Source organism: Bacillus sp. CR71 (assembly GCF_003429245.1).
GTDB lineage: Bacteria > Bacillota > Bacilli > Bacillales > Bacillaceae_G > Bacillus_A > Bacillus_A thuringiensis_S.
Genome location: NZ_CP031748.1, coordinates 4,807,713 through 4,825,797, shown reverse-complemented (window position 1 = coordinate 4,825,797; position 18,085 = coordinate 4,807,713). Strand labels below are relative to the sequence as shown.

Sequence of the window (18,085 nt, the reverse complement as noted above, 5' to 3'; positions counted from 1 at the left end):
TTTGTATTTACAAACCTTTTAGATCTGAGGAGGATTCAGAAATATGGATTTCAAGCAACATATCGCAATTGTACCGGATTATCCGAAAGAAGGTATTGTGTTCAAAGACATTACACCTTTAATGAATGACGGTAAAGCATACAAAGCAGCAACAGATGCAATCGTTGAGTACGCAAAAGAAAGAGATATCGATGTTGTAGTAGGACCAGAAGCTCGTGGTTTCATTATCGGTTGCCCAGTTTCTTATGCGTTAGAAGTAGGATTTGCACCAGTTCGTAAATTAGGGAAATTACCACGTGAAGTAATTACAGTTGACTACGGTAAAGAATATGGTAAAGATGTTTTAACAATCCATAAAGATGCAATTAAGCCAGGTCAACGCGTATTAATTACAGATGATCTATTAGCTACAGGTGGAACAATCGAAGCGACAATTAAGTTAGTTGAAGAGCTAGGCGGAGTTGTAGCAGGAATTGCATTCTTAGTAGAGCTTACTTACTTAGATGGTCGTAAAATGTTAGATGGTTACGATGTATTAGTATTAGAAAAATACTAATCACTATATAGGTAAAACTACGGTGATAAAAAGTACCCGTGAATCTCTTGGAGAGGAGCGGGTACTTTTGTATAATTGAACAAAAAATCATGGTGAAATGTCAGTAAAATCTTTTCCTTTTCACAATTCACAATCATTGGGTTATAATGATAGAATATAATTTATTCTATTAAATAAAGATAAAGTCAATTTTCAATAAAAGGTGATTCGATGGCAAATGAGCAGGTACTAACAGCTGAACAGGTACTCGAGAAAGCAAGTCAATATTTAGCGGATGAAGATATTGAGCTAGTGGCACGTGCCTATGAATATGCACGTGATGCGCATAGCGAACAATATAGAAAATCGGGTGAACCGTATATTATTCATCCGATTCAAGTTGCAGGTATTTTAGTTGATTTACACATGGATCCAGCTACGGTATCAGCAGGTTTCTTACATGATGTAGTGGAAGATACAGAGATTACGTTAGAAGATATTGAACGGGAATTTAACAAAGAAATTGCTATGCTTGTTGATGGTGTTACAAAGCTTGGGAAAATCAAATATAAATCTCACGAACAACAACAAGCAGAAAACCATCGCAAAATGTTTATTGCAATGGCTCAAGATATTAGAGTTATTTTAATTAAACTAGCTGATCGTCTTCATAACATGCGTACATTGAAACATTTGCCTCAAGAGAAGCAGCGTCGCATAGCGAATGAAACGTTAGAAATCTTTGCACCTTTAGCACATAGACTCGGAATTAGTACTATTAAATGGGAGCTAGAGGATACGTCACTTCGCTATTTAAATCCACAGCAATATTATCGTATTGTAAATTTAATGAAGCGTAAACGTGCAGAACGTGAAGAATATTTAGACGAAGTAATGACTGGTATTCGTGAGAAATTAAAAGAAGTTGCAATTCAACCTGAGATTTCTGGAAGACCGAAACATATTTACAGTATCTATCGTAAAATGGCACTGCAAAATAAGCAGTTCAATGAAATTTACGATTTATTAGCTGTACGTGTTGTTGTAAATAGTATTAAAGATTGTTATGCGGTGCTTGGAATTATTCATACGTGCTGGAAGCCGATGCCAGGTCGTTTTAAAGATTATATTGCAATGCCAAAAGCAAATCTATATCAATCTCTTCATACGACCGTAATTGGACCGAAAGGTGACCCACTTGAAGTGCAAATTCGTACGAAAGAAATGCACGAAATTGCAGAATTCGGGATTGCGGCACACTGGGCGTATAAAGAAGGAAAAACAGCAGAAACAACAGGTACATTAGAGAAGAAACTCACATGGTTCCGTCAAATATTAGAATGGCAAAATGAAGCTTCTAATGCAGAAGAATTTATGGAGTCATTAAAAATTGATTTATTCTCTGACATGGTATTCGTCTTTACACCGAAAGGCGATGTAATGGAATTACCACTTGGATCGGTTCCGATTGATTTCGCGTATCGTGTCCATTCGGAAATTGGGAATAAAACAATTGGTGCAAAAGTAAACGGTAAAATGGTGACGCTGGATTATAAATTAAAAACAGGCGACATCATTGAAATTTTAACGTCGAAACATTCCTATGGCCCAAGTCAAGACTGGGTAAAACTTGCTCAAACATCTCATGCAAAAAATAAAATTCGTCAATTCTTTAAGAAACAACGTAGAGACGAAAATATTGAAAAAGGCCGTGAACTTGTTGAAAAGGAAGTACGTGGTCTAGAGTATGAGATGAAAGAAGTATTAGCGCCTGATAACTTAAAACGCGTCGCTGAGAAATTTAACTTTGCAAATGAAGAAGATATGTTTGCAGCAGTTGGATATAGCGGAATTACAGCTTCGCAAATTGTTACGCGACTAACGGACAAGTTCCGCAAACAACGCGAAGAAGAAGAGATTGTTGAAGTTAAAGAAGTTCGTAAACCGATGAAAATTCGAAAATGGGATTCTGGTGTAAAAGTAAGCGGTGCTGATAATTTATTAATCCGTTTATCGAAATGCTGTAACCCAGTTCCGGGCGATGATATCGTTGGATATATTACAAAAGGCCGAGGCGTATCGATTCACCGCCGTGATTGTGTAAATGTTCATACAGAAGAAGCTGTAGAAAGATTATTAGAAGTAGAGTGGGAAGGTAGCCCTGAAAAAGAAATTGAGTATAACGTTGATATTGAAATTTCAGGTTACGATCGCCGTGGTTTATTAAATGAAGTACTGCAAGCTGTTACAGAGACGAAAACGTACATTTCAGCTGTTTCTGGTAGAAGTGACCGTAATAAGATGGCGACAATTAATATGTCAATCTCAATTCGTAACTTACAACATTTGAAAAAAGTAGTAGAACGCATTAAACGTGTTCCGGAAATTTATGCAGTACGACGCATGATGCATTAATAGGGAGTGTAGAAAGATGAGAGTTGTTTTACAACGATCAAAGAAAGCGTCTGTCACGGTAGACGGTGAGATCGTAGGACAAATTCCGTTCGGTTTAACATTACTAGTTGGCATTACGCACGAAGATACAGAAAAAGATGCAACTTACATTGCGGAAAAAATTTCAAACTTACGTATTTTTGAAGATGAGAGCGGAAAGATGAATCATTCTATACTTGATGTAGAAGGACAAGTTCTATCTATTTCGCAATTCACATTATACGGAGATTGTCGCAAGGGGAGACGTCCAAACTTTATGGATGCTGCGAAACCTGACTATGCAGAGCGTTTATACGATTTCTTTAATGAAGAAGTTCGCAAACAAGGATTGCATGTAGAAACAGGGAAATTCGGAGCAATGATGGACGTTTCTTTAATCAATGATGGTCCGGTGACCTTAATTGTAGAAAGTAAATAGTGTTGATAAAAAAGAGAGGGTTATATAATCCTCTCTTTTTTATACATTGTTGTATGTTTTGTTCATTTATCATACGATTAATTTGAAGGGGAATAAAAGGAAAAGAAGGTGTAGTATGCTTCAAGAATTTAATATAGCTTTACGTTTTATGCTAGAGTTATGTATTCTTGGGATTGTTGGATACTGGGGGTTTCGAGTAGGAACAACAACAGCTATAAAAATTACACTTGCTATTATTATTCCGATTGTTGTTGCTGCCATTTGGGGGTTATTTGGAGCTCCACATGCAGAATGGGAAGTAAAAGGTATATTACATGTATTATTAGAAATTATCGTATTTGGAGTAGGTGTTGCAGCATTATATCATTTGAAGCATCATATGCTAGCAAGCGGACTGGCTATTGTTATTGTTATAAATCGAATACTAATGTTTATTTGGAATCAATAGCAGTTTCGGTTATGTATAACTCTCTCATCAATATGGAACAATAAAAAGTAAAACATCCATATTGAATGTGAGGGATATACGTATGCGCATGAATGAAAAAGGGCATTCTGTTACAAATGGTGCAAATCAACTATTTAACGTGAATTTTCATGATTTTATTTCAAAAGAGCAAAACAATACTTCAATGGAGCTTGCTTCCGAGTTTGGGATTTCTCTTCAAGATGTAAAGCGTCTAAAGAAGCAGATTGAACGTTCTTAGAGCACTTGACAATCCTACTTAACAAACGTATAGTAATTTTATATTTACATATGAATATAACCGTTGATAGAGAAGAGTAAATGAGACACACATGGAAAGAGAAGGAATGTCTTAGGCTGAAAACATTTCTGCATGATGACTGATTGAATGACACTCTAGAGGTTTCAACTTGAACGGCATATATGCTTAGTAGGGATGAACGCATATTTAAGCGTTATTAAAAAAGTGGAAGCATATGTGCTTCAATTAGGGTGGCACCACGGGTATAATACTCTCGTCCCTACTGTTTAAACAGTAGAGGCGGGAGTTTTTTTATTTTTATTAAGATTAAAACAATTTGAGGAGGAACTGAATATGTCTATTCAAATCCCACGCGGAACGCAAGATATTCTTCCAGGCACTGTTGAGTTATGGCAGTATATCGAAGGGCAAGCACGCGAAATTTGCCGTCGTTACAATTATAAAGAAATTCGTACACCAATTTTTGAGCACACGGAGCTATTTTTACGTGGTGTTGGTGATACGACAGATATCGTACAAAAAGAAATGTACTCATTCCAAGATCGTGGAGAGCGCAGCTTAACATTACGTCCAGAAGGTACTGCACCTGTTGTACGTTCTTACGTTGAAAATAAAATGTTTGGTGATGCAACACAACCAACGAAATTATACTATATCGGTCAAATGTTCCGTTATGAAAGACCACAAGCAGGTCGCTATCGTCAATTCGTACAATTCGGTATCGAAGCAATCGGCAGTAATGATCCTGCAATTGATGCAGAAGTAATTGCACTTGCTGTTGAATTTTACCGCGGCATGGGCTTAAAAAATATTAAAGTTGTATTAAACAGTTTAGGTGATGCAGCGAGCCGTCAAGCACACCGTGATGCATTAATCGCACACTTTGAGCCACGTATCGGCGAATTCTGCTCTGACTGTCAATCTCGCTTAGAAAAGAACCCACTTCGAATTTTAGACTGTAAGAAAGACCGTAACCATGAATTAATGGGAACAGCACCATCTATTACAGAATACTTAAACGAAGATTCAGCAGTATACTACGACAAAGTTCAAGAACTATTAACGATGATGGATGTTCCATTTGAAAAAGATCCGAACTTAGTACGTGGTTTAGACTACTATCAACACACTGTTTTTGAAATTATGAGTGAGGCAGAAGGTTTCGGTGCGATCACTACATTAAGCGGTGGTGGCCGTTATAACGGACTTGTACAAGAAATCGGTGGACCAGAAATGCCAGGTATCGGTTTTGCAATGAGTATTGAACGTTTAATTATGGCGCTAAAAGCTGAAAATATTGAATTACCACTTGAACATAGCATTGATTGTTACGTTGTAGCGCTCGGTGAAAAAGCGAAAGACCATGCTGCAAAAGTTGCGTTCAATCTTCGTAAAGCTGGATTGTCAGTTGAAAAAGATTATTTAGATCGCAAAATGAAAGCACAATTTAAATCAGCAGATCGTCTAAAGGCGAAATTTGTAGCTGTATTAGGAGAAGATGAGCTGGATAAAGGTATCATTAACTTAAAAGATATGGCAACAGGTGAACAAGAAGAAGTAGCGTTAGATGTATTTGCTTCATACGTAGCAGAGAAATTAATATAGGGGGAACTTACAGTGGCTGAAAGAACACATGCATGTGGAAAAGTAACAGTAGAAGCTGTTGGACAAACAGTTCAATTAAAAGGTTGGGTACAAAAACGCCGTGACTTAGGTGGATTAATCTTTATCGATTTACGTGACCGCACAGGTATCGTACAAGTTGTATTTAACCCAGAAACATCAAAAGAAGCGTTAGAAGTAGCAGAAACAATTCGTAGTGAATACGTATTACACGTAGAAGGTACAGTTGTTGAACGTGGTGAAGGCGCAATTAATGACAATATGGCAACTGGTCGTATTGAAGTACAAGCAACAAAAGTAAATGTACTAAATGCAGCGAAAACAACGCCAATTATCATTGCTGATGATACAGATGCATCAGAAGATGTGCGTTTAAAATATCGTTATTTAGACTTACGTCGTCCTGTAATGTTCAACACATTCAAAATGCGTCACGACGTAACAAAAACAATTCGTAATTTCTTAGATACAGAAGAGTTTTTAGAAGTCGAAACACCAATTTTAACGAAAAGCACGCCAGAAGGAGCTCGTGACTATTTAGTACCAAGTCGTGTACATGATGGTGAATTCTATGCATTACCACAGTCACCACAGTTATTTAAACAGCTTCTTATGGTCGGCGGATTTGAGCGTTACTATCAAGTAGCACGTTGTTTCCGTGACGAAGATTTACGTGCGGATCGTCAACCAGAATTCACGCAAATCGATATCGAAGCTTCATTCTTAACACAAGATGAAATTTTAGATATGATGGAGCGTATGATGACGAAAGTTATGAAGGATGCAAAAGGTGTAGAAGTTAGTGCACCATTCCCTCGTATGAAATATGCTGATGCAATGGCTCGCTACGGTTCTGATAAGCCAGATACACGCTTTGAAATGGAACTAACAGACTTATCTGAGTTTGCAGCAGGTTGTGGATTTAAAGTGTTTACAAGTGCTGTAGAAAGCGGCGGACAAGTAAAAGCAATTAATGCAAAAGGTGCTGCAAGTAAATACTCTCGTAAAGACATCGATGCATTAACTGAATTTGTGAAAGTATACGGTGCAAAAGGTCTAGCTTGGCTTAAAGTTGAAGAAGACGGCCTAAAAGGACCGATTGCGAAATTCTTCGGTGAAGAAGATGCAAACGTGTTAATGACTACATTAGAAGCTACTGCTGGCGACTTATTACTATTTGTAGCAGATAAGAAGAGCGTTGTTGCAGATAGCTTAGGCGCACTTCGTTTACGTCTAGGTAAAGAGCTTGAGTTAATTGACGAAAGTAAATTTAACTTCCTATGGGTAACTGATTGGCCACTTCTTGAGTACGATGAAGATGCAGATCGTTACTTCGCAGCTCACCACCCATTCACAATGCCATTCCGTGAAGATGTTGAGCTACTAGAAACAGCACCAGAAAAAGCACGTGCACAAGCATATGACCTTGTATTAAACGGTTATGAGCTTGGTGGCGGATCACTTCGTATTTACGAGCGTGACGTACAAGAAAAAATGTTCAAAGCACTTGGATTCTCACAAGAAGAAGCGCAAGAGCAATTCGGATTCTTATTAGAAGCATTCGAATACGGTACACCACCACACGGCGGAATCGCATTAGGTTTAGACCGTCTTGTTATGTTACTTGCAGGCCGTACGAACCTTCGTGATACAATTGCATTCCCGAAAACAGCAAGCGCAAGCTGCTTATTAACAGAAGCTCCAAGCCCAGTTGCAGAAGCACAGCTTGAAGAATTGAACTTAAAATTAAGCTTGAAAGAAGAGAAGTAAGAATAGGGTCTAGATGGTTATACTATAACCGTCTAGACTTTTTTTGAGAGGAAGTTTAAAAAAGTCCGGTTCAGATGGAGGTCGCATCTCGTCGTTACTTCGCCAGTCCGGTGCTCGAGTAGTTAAAGCTACACTGCGCTCCTCTTGGCATAAGCGCCTCGAGCTGCTCGTCCCTCTGAATCCTCCTTTTTAAACATGTATTGAAAGGGAAGTTTAAAAAGTCCGGTGTACACTATGTTTTCATTTTCGAAATATGTATTTTTAGGAATTCTATAACTTTTTCTATACAAATAGTCGGAAAAACGCTAGAATACATGGTAGACCATTTTTGTAATAGGAGTGTAGAGCTGAATGTTACATCAATTTTCACGTAATGAATTAGCCTTCGGTAAAGAAGGACTTGAAATATTAAAAAATAGTACAGTCGGTATTTTAGGAATTGGTGGCGTAGGGTCATTTTCGGCAGAAGCGTTAGCACGTTCTGGCGTAGGACGTCTCGTATTAGTTGATAAAGACGTTGTAGATATTACAAACGTAAACCGTCAAATTCATGCTTTAGTATCTACTGTAGGACGTTCAAAAGTAGAATTAATGAAAGAGCGTATTGCAGACATTAATCCGGAATGTGAAGTAATTGGACTAGAAATGTTTTATACAGATGAAACATATGAAGAGTTCTTTAAACACGGTTTAGATTTCGTAGTGGATGCATCTGATACAATTACGTTCAAAATCCATTTAATTAAACAATGTTTACGTCGTAAAATTAAAATTATCTCATGTATGGGTGCAGCAAATAAAATGGACCCAACTCGTTTCCGTATTGCGGATATCTCTAAAACACATACAGATCCAATTGCGAAAGTAATTCGTACGAAGCTTCGTAAAGAGGGTATTAAAAAAGGTGTAAAAGTTGTCTTCTCTGACGAGAATCCAATCGTAATTCGTGAAGAAGTACGTAAAGAGATCGTACCAGACGAAAATGCAAAAATTCGTAAAGCGAAATTACCACCTTCATCAAATGCATTCGTACCATCTGTGGCAGGCTTAATTATGGCAAGTCACGTTGTACGTGAACGTATTAAAAACGTAGAAGTGAAACGTGTGGGGCAAGAATAAAGTGAAAGCATATATCCATTTTGGATATATGCTTTTTTATATGTATTAAAGAAATAAAAATATTTGCATTACTACTAGTTCAAATGTGAGCAAGGCTAGTAAGTAATGATTATATTTACCCAATCTATTTTGGGCGTTTCTTTGTATGACAGGGAGGAATGTTATTGTCAATCTTTGTCGTTAAATCGATATCCTTTGTCGAATCGTTGATATATTGCAAGTTGTGATAGATATATTTGAAAAATCGTTGATATATTGCAAGTTACGATAGATATATTTGAAAAATCGTTGATATAATTTCAATTACCGATATATATGGTTCACCGAAAACAAACAAGGATGTCACTTTTTTAACTAAGTGACATCCTTGTTTTTAATTCTCTGCAGAATAAATAATATCTAAATTCCCGTTTTGATCGGTTTTGAAAATCGGGGCAATTTGATCTTCTTGCTCTTCGACTGAAACAAGTTTTCGAGCACGATCCATAATTCTAACAAGCATCGCGTAATCTTCTTCGATTGCTTGTTGTTTTTTTGTGAGTACCGCTAATTTTGCTTCAAGTTCATTATTCGTTTTTTGTAGGGAAGTGAGCTGATTTTGTAATACATCATTTTCAGTTTGCAACTTTGCGATTGAAGGGTTATTATGTTCCATGTTTTGCAAAAATGAGATGACATTTTGCATTGTAAGTTCCTGTTTACTTGGCGTAATATCTTCTGAAAACTCAGCATCGATTACGAGTTGTTTCGTTTTCGTGAACTGATCTTTTTCTATTTTAGCTTCAGAACGTTTTAATTCTTTACGTTGTTTTTTTGCAATCTGCACTGCATCTTCGTAATTCGCTCGTACTTCAGCATTCCATCTAAAGCCACAAGCTGCTGAAGTGCGGTTCAACGCATCGCCGACTTCATCAAATGCTTTTATTTGTGTACTTCCGCTGCGAATATGTCGTAAAACAGTTTCTGCTAAAAGGAGATCATCTTCTTTTGTCCATGCATCTTGACGTGTTTTCATAAGCGAAGCCTCCATAATGGTGACGTTTTCGTTTATGTTACCCTTTATTTTTCGTTTTATTCGAAGTTTGTAATCTTTCATAAACAGTAGAAAGTGCTTGCTCAAATTTTCCTGTCGTTTTCGGTTTATAATATTGCTTGTTTTTTATTTTATCAGGTAAGTATTGTTGCCTTACCCAGCCGTTTGGATGGTCGTGTGGATATAAATATCCAATGCCTCTTCCAAGTGATTCTGCGCCTTTGTAATGACTATCTTTTAAATGGTTTGGAATATCACCTGTTTGATCGTTACGTAAATCATGTAGTGCAGCATCCAGTGCTTTATAAGCTGAATTTGATTTTGGTGATAAGCATAGCTCGATAACGGCATTTGCAAGTGGGATGCGTGCTTCTGGGAATCCGACTCGTTCAGCTGATTCAATTGCAGCTAGTGTACGCGGTCCAGCTTGTGGGCTAGCAAGTCCAATATCTTCATAAGCCATAATAAGAAGGCGTCTGCCAATACTTTGTAAATCACCTGCTTCAATAAGGCGTGCTAAATAATGGAGCGCTGCATTTACATCACTTCCGCGCACTGATTTTTGAAATGCTGATAATACGTCATAATGAGCATCGCCGCCTTTGTCGTGAACGAAGCTCTTCTTTTGTAAGCATTCTTCTGCAATCTCGAGTGTGATTTCAGCCGCTTGATCGTCTGTAGTAAAGCTGGATAATACAGCAAGCTCAAGTGCGTTATAAGCGGAACGCATATCACCACCAGAGGCGTTTGCAAAGTGATGTAGTGCTTCATCTGTTATCGTTACAGCATATTCTCCAAGGCCTTTTTCTTTATCTTCTAAAGCTCTTTTTAACCCAATTAAAATATCATCTTCTGTTAGTGCGTGTAATTCGAAAATTTGACATCTGCTTCGAATAGCGGAGTTTATTGCATGGAATGGATTACTTGTCGTTGCACCAATTAAAGTAAGAAGTCCGCTTTCTAAATGAGGTAATAGAAAGTCTTGCTTTGCTTTATCTAGACGGTGAACTTCATCTAAAATTAAAACGAGGTGTCGATGCATCTTCGCTTCTTGTACGACAACTTCCATATCTTTTTTATTGTGAGTAACAGCGTTTAATAGACGAAACGGGGTACCGGTACTTCCTGCAATTGCACTGGCAATGGATGTTTTTCCTGTACCTGGAGGACCGTATAAAATCATAGATTGAAAATGATTTGCTTGGACCATTCGCCATAAAATCTTTCCTTCACCAACTAAATGCTGTTGCCCAATAATTTCTTGAATATTTGTAGGGCGCATTCGATGTGCGAGTGGTTGTTTCATTTAGACCGTCTCCCTTAACATATAATCTCGTTCTATCGTATCATTTTTTTCTATGAAATTTGAAATAGTATGCTGTTTTATGGGAAAAATGAAGATGAATATTTTCATTTTTCTTTCAATTGTAATAATTCCCGAGTTTTTCAATGTGATTTTATGTTATCATTTTGATACACAAGTTGAAATTTCTTATAATACTATATTATGCTATAATTTCATAGGATTTTAAATTGTGTTCTTTTTATAAATAAGATATAACCAATAGAAGTGAAAATTTGAAAAGAGGTGCAAAATAGATGAAGATTTCAACAAAGGGCCGCTATGGCTTAACAATTATGATCGATCTTGCAAAAAAGTTTGGTGAAGGTCCGATTTCATTAAAATCAATTGCGCAGGCGCATGACTTATCGGAGCATTACTTAGAGCAATTAATTTCACCACTTCGTAACGCTCGTCTTGTGAAGAGTACGCGAGGTGCATATGGCGGATATGTATTATCTGATCAACCAGCTAACATTACAGCTGGGGATGTGATCCGTGTATTAGAGGGACCGATTAGTGTTGTAGAAATGATAGAAGAAGAAGAGCCAGCACAGCGCCAGTTATGGATGCGTGTTCGTGATGCGGTGCAAGAAGTGTTAGATAGTACAACGTTAGAAGATTTAGTACGTTATGAGGAAGAAAATCACGGGGGCTATATGTTTTACATTTAATTCCTTGTGAAACGATTTGGAAAGAAGGAGATTTAATGGAACGCATTTACTTAGATCATGCTGCGACATCTCCGACTCACCCAGAAGTGGTCGAAAAGATGATTCCATATATGACAGAAATATTCGGGAACCCGTCTAGTATTCACTTTTATGGACGTCAAACTCGTCACACAGTAGATGAGGCGAGACGTGTGTGTGCACGCAGTATTCATGCGAATCCGAATGAAATTATATTTACGAGCGGTGGTACAGAAGCTGATAATTTAGCGCTTATAGGTGTAGCACGTGCGAACCGTCATAAAGGTAATCACATTATAACGACGCAAATTGAACATCATGCGATTTTGCATACGTGCGAATTGTTAGAGCGTGAAGGGTTTGAAGTGACATATTTACCTGTCGATGAAACAGGGCGCATTCAAGTTTCTGACATACAAAAGGCATTAACCGAAGAGACGATTCTTGTATCTGTTATGTTTGGGAATAATGAAGTAGGGACAATGCAACCAATTGTAGAAATAGGAAAGCTACTAAAGGAGCATCAAGCTTATTTCCATACAGATGCGGTACAAGCTTATGGTTTGGTAGAAATTGATGTGAAAGAGTTTGGTATTGATTTATTATCCATTTCAGCCCATAAAATTAACGGACCAAAAGGTGTAGGGTTCTTATACGCTGGTGCAAATGTGAAATTTGAGCCGTTATTAATAGGCGGAGAGCAAGAAAGAAAACGCCGTGCTGGTACGGAAAATGTGCCTAGTATTGCTGGGCTTCAGCATGCAATTCTTATTGCTGAAAAAACTCGTGAGCAAAAAAATGCCCAATATGAAGAGTTTAAAGATATAATGGTATCTGTCTTCAAAAATGAAGGCATTACTTTCGAGGTAAACGGAAACTTAGAACATCGCTTACCGCATGTGCTTAATGTAAGTTTTACAGGAATGAACATTGAACCGTTTCTTGTGAACTTAGACCTAGCTGGCATTGCAGTATCAAGTGGTTCTGCTTGTACAGCTGGTTCGATTGATCCATCACATGTATTAGTAGCGATGTTTGGAAAAGACTCCGATCAAATACGTTCATCCGTACGCTTTAGTTTTGGGCTTGGAAATACGAAAGAGCAAATTGAAAAAGCGGCGTACGAAACAGTGAAAATCGTGAAGCGATTAACACAAAATTAGCATGGGAGGTGACATGATGAACAAACTACCTCACGAAACACGCGTTGTCATCGGAATGTCCGGTGGCGTCGATTCATCTGTAGCAGCACTTTTATTAAAAGAGCAAGGTTATGATGTAATCGGAATTTTTATGAAAAACTGGGATGATACAGATGAGAATGGTGTCTGCACAGCAACTGAAGATTACAATGATGTAATTGAAGTGTGTAACCAAATCGGTATTCCGTATTATGCAGTAAACTTTGAAAAACAATACTGGGATAAAGTATTTACGTACTTCTTAGATGAGTACCGAGCTGGTCGTACACCAAATCCAGATGTAATGTGTAATAAAGAAATTAAATTTAAAGCATTTTTAGAGCATGCAATTGCGCTTGGTGCTGATTATGTAGCAACAGGCCATTATGCACGCGTTGCTTATATGGACGGCGAATATAAAATGCTTCGCGGCGTTGATGACAATAAAGATCAAACATACTTCTTAAATCAATTAAGCCAAGAGCAATTATCAAAAACAATGTTCCCGTTAGGTGAATTAAAGAAACCGCAAATTCGTGAAATGGCGAAAGAAGCTGGCTTAGCGACAGCGGCGAAAAAAGATAGTACAGGTATTTGCTTCATTGGTGAGCGTAACTTTAAAGATTTCTTAAGTAACTACTTACCAGCGCAACCAGGTGTAATGCAAACATTATCTGGTGAAGTGAAAGGAAAGCATGACGGTTTAATGTACTATACAATTGGACAACGTCATGGACTTGGAATTGGTGGTAACGGTGATCCGTGGTTTGCTGTTGGGAAAAACTTGAAAGAAAACATTTTATATGTTGATCAAGGATTCCATAACGAACTTCTATATGGTGATGAAGTTATTGCTACGAATGTAGGATGGGTAAGTAACAAAGTAAAAGAAACAGAATTTAAGTGCACGGCGAAATTCCGTTATCGTCAAGAAGACAATAAAGTAACGGTTCAAATCGTTGATGAAAATACAGTTCGTATTCTTTGTGATGAGCCAATTCGTGCAATTACACCAGGACAAGCAGTTGTGTTCTATGATGGAGATGAGTGCTTAGGCGGTGCTACAATTGATGAAGTATACCGTAGTGGTAAGAAATTGGATTATTTAGGATAAATGAGAAGCCTCTGCCGATTAGCGGTTAGAGGTTTCTTTTACATAAAGCGAATTTTCGTTCGCTTGGAAAATACATTCTTTGTTATAATTTGTTGTAGAGGTGAAGGACATGTCAAACAAACTTGAAACAGGTATTCAATATATGCAAGAAGGAAATTGGGAAGAAGCAGCTAAAAATTTTACAGAAGCAATCGAAGAAAATCCAAAAGATGCGCTTGGATACATTAATTTTGCAAATTTATTAGACGTATTAGGTGATAGCGAACGAGCGATTTTATTTTATAAACGTGCACTAGAGTTAGATGATAAATCTGCAGCTGCCTATTATGGTTTAGGAAATGTATATTATGGCCAAGAGCAATTTACTGAGGCGAAAGCTGTATTTGAACAAGCAATGCAAGCTGGATTACAATCAGCTGATGTAACATTTATGTTAGGTATCACACATGTACAGCTTGGAAATGATCGTCTTGCACTACCATTCTTACAAAGAGCAACAGAATTAGATGAAAACGATGTGGAAGCTGTATTCCAGTGCGGACTTTGCTTCGCTCGACTAGAACACATTCAAGAGGCGAAACCTTATTTTGAAAAGGTATTAGAAATGGATGAAGAGCATGCAGATGCGTATTACAATTTAGGTGTTGCGTACGTATTTGAGGAAAATAATGAGAAGGCTCTCGCTTTATTTAAGAAAGCAACTGAAATTCAGCCAGATCACTTTTTAGCGGGTAATGGCGTTCGTTTATTAGAGCAAGAAGCTGAATAAGATAAAAATATAGTTTAATGGGTAGTTATCCCTCATCTAAAGAGGTGGGGGATGTACTGCTCATTAAAGTGAAAATATCGGAAAGGAGAGGAAAGATGGGAAATCAACATGCAATGGATTTGTTTGAGGAAGAGAAAAAGTTTATAAAAGCGCAAGTTCTTCATACCATTTTCCACAACGAAGAAAACCTCTATTCCGTTGTCAGTATGAAAGTCATTGAAACGAATGAAACATATGACGAAAAGAAAGTAATGATAAACGGTCATTTTCCCCGCATGCATGAAGATGAAGTGTTTACATTGACAGGTCACTTTAAGGACCATCCAAAGTATGGAAAACAATATATGGTTGAAACATTTAAAAAAGAATTGCCGCAAACAAAAGCAGGTATGGTGCAATATTTAGCGAGTGATTTATTTAAAGGGATAGGAAAGCGTACAGCGGAAAAAATTGTGGATCATCTCGGGGAACATGCTATTTCTAAAATTATGGATGACCCTGAGGCGTTAAATGGTGTTGTTAACAAACAAAAGGCTCAGGAAATATATGAGACAATTGTTGAACATCAAGGATTAGAGAAAGTAATGAGCTTTTTAAATGGTTACGGTTTTGGAACGAAACTTTCTATTAAGATTTACCAGCAATATAAAGAGATGACATTAGAAGTGATTCGTAATAATCCGTATCAACTTATTGAAGAAGTGGACGGGATTGGTTTTGGACGAGCGGATGATATAGGGCGTGCGTTAGGAATATCGGGTAATCACGACGACCGTGTACGAGCGGGATGTTTTTACACATTAGAGAATGTCTCATTGCAACTTGGTCACGTTTATATGAGGAAAGATCAACTTGTAAGAGAAACGATGTCACTTTTAAACAATCAAGAAGGAAGAGTGACTGAGGAAGATATTATAGGTTGTATTGAAACGATGCAAAGTGAAGGGAAAGTCATCATAGAAGAAGAACGAGTGTATTTAGCAACTTTATTCTACTCTGAAAAAGGTGTTGTAAAGTCTATTCGTCGATTGATGAATCAAGAGGAAACACCTTCATTTCCTGAAGCAGAAGTGTTAAAAACATTAGGTGAAATTGAAGAACAGTTAAACGTGCAGTATGCACCGTTTCAGCAAGAAGCGATTCAAACGGCACTTCATAAGCCAATGATGTTATTAACAGGTGGACCAGGAACGGGGAAAACAACTGTTATTAAAGGGATTGTTGAAATGTATGCGTCACTTCACGGATTATCGTTAAATCCGAATGAATACAGTGATGATAATCCATTTCCAATACTATTAACAGCTCCAACAGGAAGAGCAGCGAAGCGGATGAGTGAATCGACAGGACTTCCAGCTTGCACAATTCACCGTTTGCTTGGCTGGACGCCAGAAGGATCTTTCCAGCGTAATGAAACGGATCCTGTCCAAGGTAAGCTCCTTATTATTGATGAATTTTCAATGGTTGATATTTGGCTTGCGAATCAGCTATTTAAGTCGCTACCGACGAACATTCAAGTTATCGTTGTAGGTGATGAAGATCAGTTGCCATCTGTAGGACCTGGACAAGTATTAAAAGATTTATTAAATGCAGGCGCAGTTCCGACAGTGAAGCTTACTGAAATTTATCGTCAAGCAGAAGGCTCATCTGTTATTCAACTTGCCCATGCAATCAAAGACGGCACGCTCCCGCCAGATTTAGCACAAAATAAAAAAGATCGTTCATTTATCAGCTGTACAGGGGCTCAAATTGTTGAGGTTGTGAAAAAAGTTTGTGAAAATGCTAAAACAAAAGGATTTAGTGCAAGGGATGTCCAAGTATTAGCGCCGATGTACCGCGGGCCTGCTGGTATTAATGTATTAAACGAAGCATTGCAACAAGTATTTAATCCGAAGAGGGAAAAGAGTAAAGAAATTGCTTACGGTGATGTTGTATACCGAAGAGGCGATAAAGTACTGCAACTCGTTAATCAGCCAGAGAGCCAGGTGTTTAATGGTGATATTGGAGAAATTGTTTCGGTGTTTTATGCGAAAGAAAACGTTGAGCAACAAGATATGATTATCGTTTCATTTGATGGAATTGAGGTAACGTATACAAAGCCCGATTTAAATCAAATTACGCATGCATATTGTTGTTCCATTCATAAATCACAAGGTAGTGAATTTCCGATTGTTATTATGCCGATCGTGAAAAGTTACAATCGTATGTTACGTCGTAATTTAATTTACACGGGCATTACAAGAAGTAAGAAGTTCCTTATTATTTGCGGGGAGGAAGCAACTTTCAAATCCGGTGTAAATCGCCTTGATGATGCAATGCGTCAAACAACTTTGGCTAGTCGCTTGCAGGAATCACAAGGAGAAGTACAGATGGTCACAGTTAATGGCGAAGAAATGGACGTGGAAAACATTTCACCGTATGATTTCATGTAACAAGGTGAAATTATATAGTGAAACTTTCAAACGCATAGCGTTGAAAGGCTCCAGCGATGTATAAACGAATGCAGTTTGGACATAATGGCGAATAGAATCTGGGAGTCTGTAAGGAGATGAAAGCCATATGTTCATTTGTCCAAATTGCAAAGGGAAAGACATTGGAAAAATAGGTGTCAACCAATTTTATTGCTGGAATTGTTATATCGAATTATCGGTTTCAAAGGGGAAAATCCATACGCATCAAGTTGAGGAAGATGGTTCATTAAGCTCTCTTGATGATTTATTTGATGAGAATGAAAGAACGATCGGATAACGAAAAGGGGGATTTACTTTGAATCTACGCAATTCATTAATCGCATTAGGTGTTGGAGCTGCAGCATATCAATATGCTCGTAAGCAAGATGTATTTTCAAAACGCAATATGAAAAAAGCACGTAAGATGATTAAGTCTTACTTATAATCATTTCGATAAAGTGAAAAACTCCCTTATTGACGAGGGAGTTTTTTTATGCGCTCATATGCAAATAAAAAAGTCCGATTTCTGAGAAAAGATAAGATAGACCGTAGCAGCCAACGCCGAGTATTCCATACTGCCATAATTGCTTCGCTTTTTCTTTACGTGAGGAACGAATAAAGAACCCCTTCCAAATACCAAACCCGATACAAATCCATTCAAGAATCATAAAAAGTGCTGATAATCCAAGCATAAACAAAACCATAATTAGCCCTCCTGATTATATTAATTCATGCTGTATTCTCAGGGGTGGTTGTCCTTGTTATGTTATTTATATGTACGTCTTTAAAAAACAGTATGGTCCGTATGAAAAGATTTTAAAAGTTTCGCACATAACCTACCCCATTTATTTTCAAAA

18 protein-coding genes and 1 other annotated feature are annotated in these 18,085 nt (G+C 37.6%); of the genes, 15 read left to right on the top strand and 3 right to left on the bottom strand.

The genetic code is table 11. The annotated features are described in order from the left end of the window. Nucleotides 1-43 precede the first annotated feature (43 nt). The 8 genes from DOS87_RS24280 (at nucleotide 44) to DOS87_RS24245 (ending at nucleotide 8,647) form a co-directional block, all read left to right on the top strand. Nucleotides 44-556, top strand: a complete 513-nt coding sequence (locus tag DOS87_RS24280) for an adenine phosphoribosyltransferase (protein ID WP_000346215.1) — start codon at nucleotides 44-46, stop codon at nucleotides 554-556. A gap of 210 nt (nucleotides 557-766) precedes the next feature. After that, on the top strand, nucleotides 767-2,950 hold the full coding sequence (gene relA / locus DOS87_RS24275) for a GTP diphosphokinase (RefSeq protein ID WP_001262795.1): 2,184 nt from the start codon (nucleotides 767-769) through the stop codon (nucleotides 2,948-2,950). A 16-nt stretch (nucleotides 2,951-2,966) separates the two neighbouring features. Next, on the top strand, nucleotides 2,967-3,407 hold the full coding sequence (locus DOS87_RS24270) for a D-tyrosyl-tRNA(Tyr) deacylase (protein WP_001266968.1): 441 nt from the start codon (nucleotides 2,967-2,969) through the stop codon (nucleotides 3,405-3,407). 115 nt (nucleotides 3,408-3,522) lie between these two features. Next, entirely contained in the window at nucleotides 3,523-3,855 is a 333-nt protein-coding gene (locus DOS87_RS24265; protein ID WP_000938750.1) for a YrdB family protein, read from the top strand. 82 nt (nucleotides 3,856-3,937) lie between these two features. Next, on the top strand, nucleotides 3,938-4,114 hold the full coding sequence (locus tag DOS87_RS24260; protein ID WP_001242605.1) for a hypothetical protein: 177 nt from the start codon (nucleotides 3,938-3,940) through the stop codon (nucleotides 4,112-4,114). Nucleotides 4,115-4,168: 54 nt separating this feature from the next. Beyond that, nucleotides 4,169-4,399, top strand: a binding site (T-box leader). A gap of 69 nt (nucleotides 4,400-4,468) precedes the next feature. Then, nucleotides 4,469-5,740, top strand: a complete 1,272-nt coding sequence (gene hisS / locus DOS87_RS24255) for a histidine--tRNA ligase (protein ID WP_000027086.1) — start codon at nucleotides 4,469-4,471, stop codon at nucleotides 5,738-5,740. A 12-nt stretch (nucleotides 5,741-5,752) separates the two neighbouring features. After that, nucleotides 5,753-7,528, top strand: coding sequence for an aspartate--tRNA ligase (gene aspS, locus DOS87_RS24250; RefSeq protein ID WP_000840901.1), 1,776 nt, complete (start codon nucleotides 5,753-5,755; stop codon nucleotides 7,526-7,528). Nucleotides 7,529-7,879: 351 nt separating this feature from the next. Then, a complete protein-coding gene (locus DOS87_RS24245; RefSeq protein WP_000903182.1) occupies nucleotides 7,880-8,647 on the top strand; it encodes a tRNA threonylcarbamoyladenosine dehydratase in 768 nt (255 codons plus the stop codon). Between the two features lie 373 nt (nucleotides 8,648-9,020). Here the strand turns inward: DOS87_RS24245 and DOS87_RS24240 are convergent, their stop codons facing one another. Continuing rightward, a complete protein-coding gene (locus DOS87_RS24240) occupies nucleotides 9,021-9,662 on the bottom strand; it encodes an RsfA family transcriptional regulator (protein WP_000857697.1) in 642 nt (213 codons plus the stop codon). Between the two features lie 37 nt (nucleotides 9,663-9,699). Continuing rightward, a complete protein-coding gene (locus tag DOS87_RS24235; RefSeq protein WP_098578075.1) occupies nucleotides 9,700-10,986 on the bottom strand; it encodes a replication-associated recombination protein A in 1,287 nt (428 codons plus the stop codon). A gap of 293 nt (nucleotides 10,987-11,279) precedes the next feature. On the opposite strand from DOS87_RS24235, the gene cymR reads away from it, so the two are divergent. The 7 genes from cymR to DOS87_RS24200 all read left to right on the top strand — a co-directional run bounded on the left by cymR (nucleotide 11,280) and on the right by DOS87_RS24200 (nucleotide 17,673). Further along, on the top strand, nucleotides 11,280-11,696 hold the full coding sequence (gene cymR / locus DOS87_RS24230; RefSeq protein WP_000704116.1) for a cysteine metabolism transcriptional regulator CymR: 417 nt from the start codon (nucleotides 11,280-11,282) through the stop codon (nucleotides 11,694-11,696). 35 nt (nucleotides 11,697-11,731) lie between these two features. Continuing rightward, nucleotides 11,732-12,877 carry a cysteine desulfurase family protein gene (locus tag DOS87_RS24225; RefSeq protein WP_000439891.1) on the top strand — a complete coding sequence of 382 codons (1,146 nt, stop codon included), beginning with the start codon at nucleotides 11,732-11,734 and terminating at the stop codon, nucleotides 12,875-12,877. A gap of 16 nt (nucleotides 12,878-12,893) precedes the next feature. Then, on the top strand, nucleotides 12,894-14,009 hold the full coding sequence (mnmA, locus tag DOS87_RS24220) for a tRNA 2-thiouridine(34) synthase MnmA (protein WP_001038011.1): 1,116 nt from the start codon (nucleotides 12,894-12,896) through the stop codon (nucleotides 14,007-14,009). A gap of 109 nt (nucleotides 14,010-14,118) precedes the next feature. Further along, nucleotides 14,119-14,778: a tetratricopeptide repeat protein gene (locus tag DOS87_RS24215; protein WP_000066406.1), complete on the top strand. Its 660-nt coding sequence runs from the start codon at nucleotides 14,119-14,121 to the stop codon at nucleotides 14,776-14,778. A 95-nt stretch (nucleotides 14,779-14,873) separates the two neighbouring features. Beyond that, nucleotides 14,874-17,210, top strand: coding sequence for an SF1B family DNA helicase RecD2 (locus DOS87_RS24210; RefSeq protein WP_017763613.1), 2,337 nt, complete (start codon nucleotides 14,874-14,876; stop codon nucleotides 17,208-17,210). 127 nt (nucleotides 17,211-17,337) lie between these two features. Then, entirely contained in the window at nucleotides 17,338-17,526 is a 189-nt protein-coding gene (locus tag DOS87_RS24205; RefSeq protein ID WP_000469281.1) for a hypothetical protein, read from the top strand. An 18-nt stretch (nucleotides 17,527-17,544) separates the two neighbouring features. Continuing rightward, a complete protein-coding gene (locus DOS87_RS24200) occupies nucleotides 17,545-17,673 on the top strand; it encodes a YrzQ family protein (protein ID WP_001053553.1) in 129 nt (42 codons plus the stop codon). A 46-nt stretch (nucleotides 17,674-17,719) separates the two neighbouring features. Here DOS87_RS24200 and DOS87_RS24195 read toward each other — a convergent pair whose 3' ends face one another. Then, nucleotides 17,720-17,932, bottom strand: coding sequence for a hypothetical protein (locus tag DOS87_RS24195; protein ID WP_000242539.1), 213 nt, complete (start codon nucleotides 17,930-17,932; stop codon nucleotides 17,720-17,722). Nucleotides 17,933-18,085: the final 153 nt, after the last annotated feature.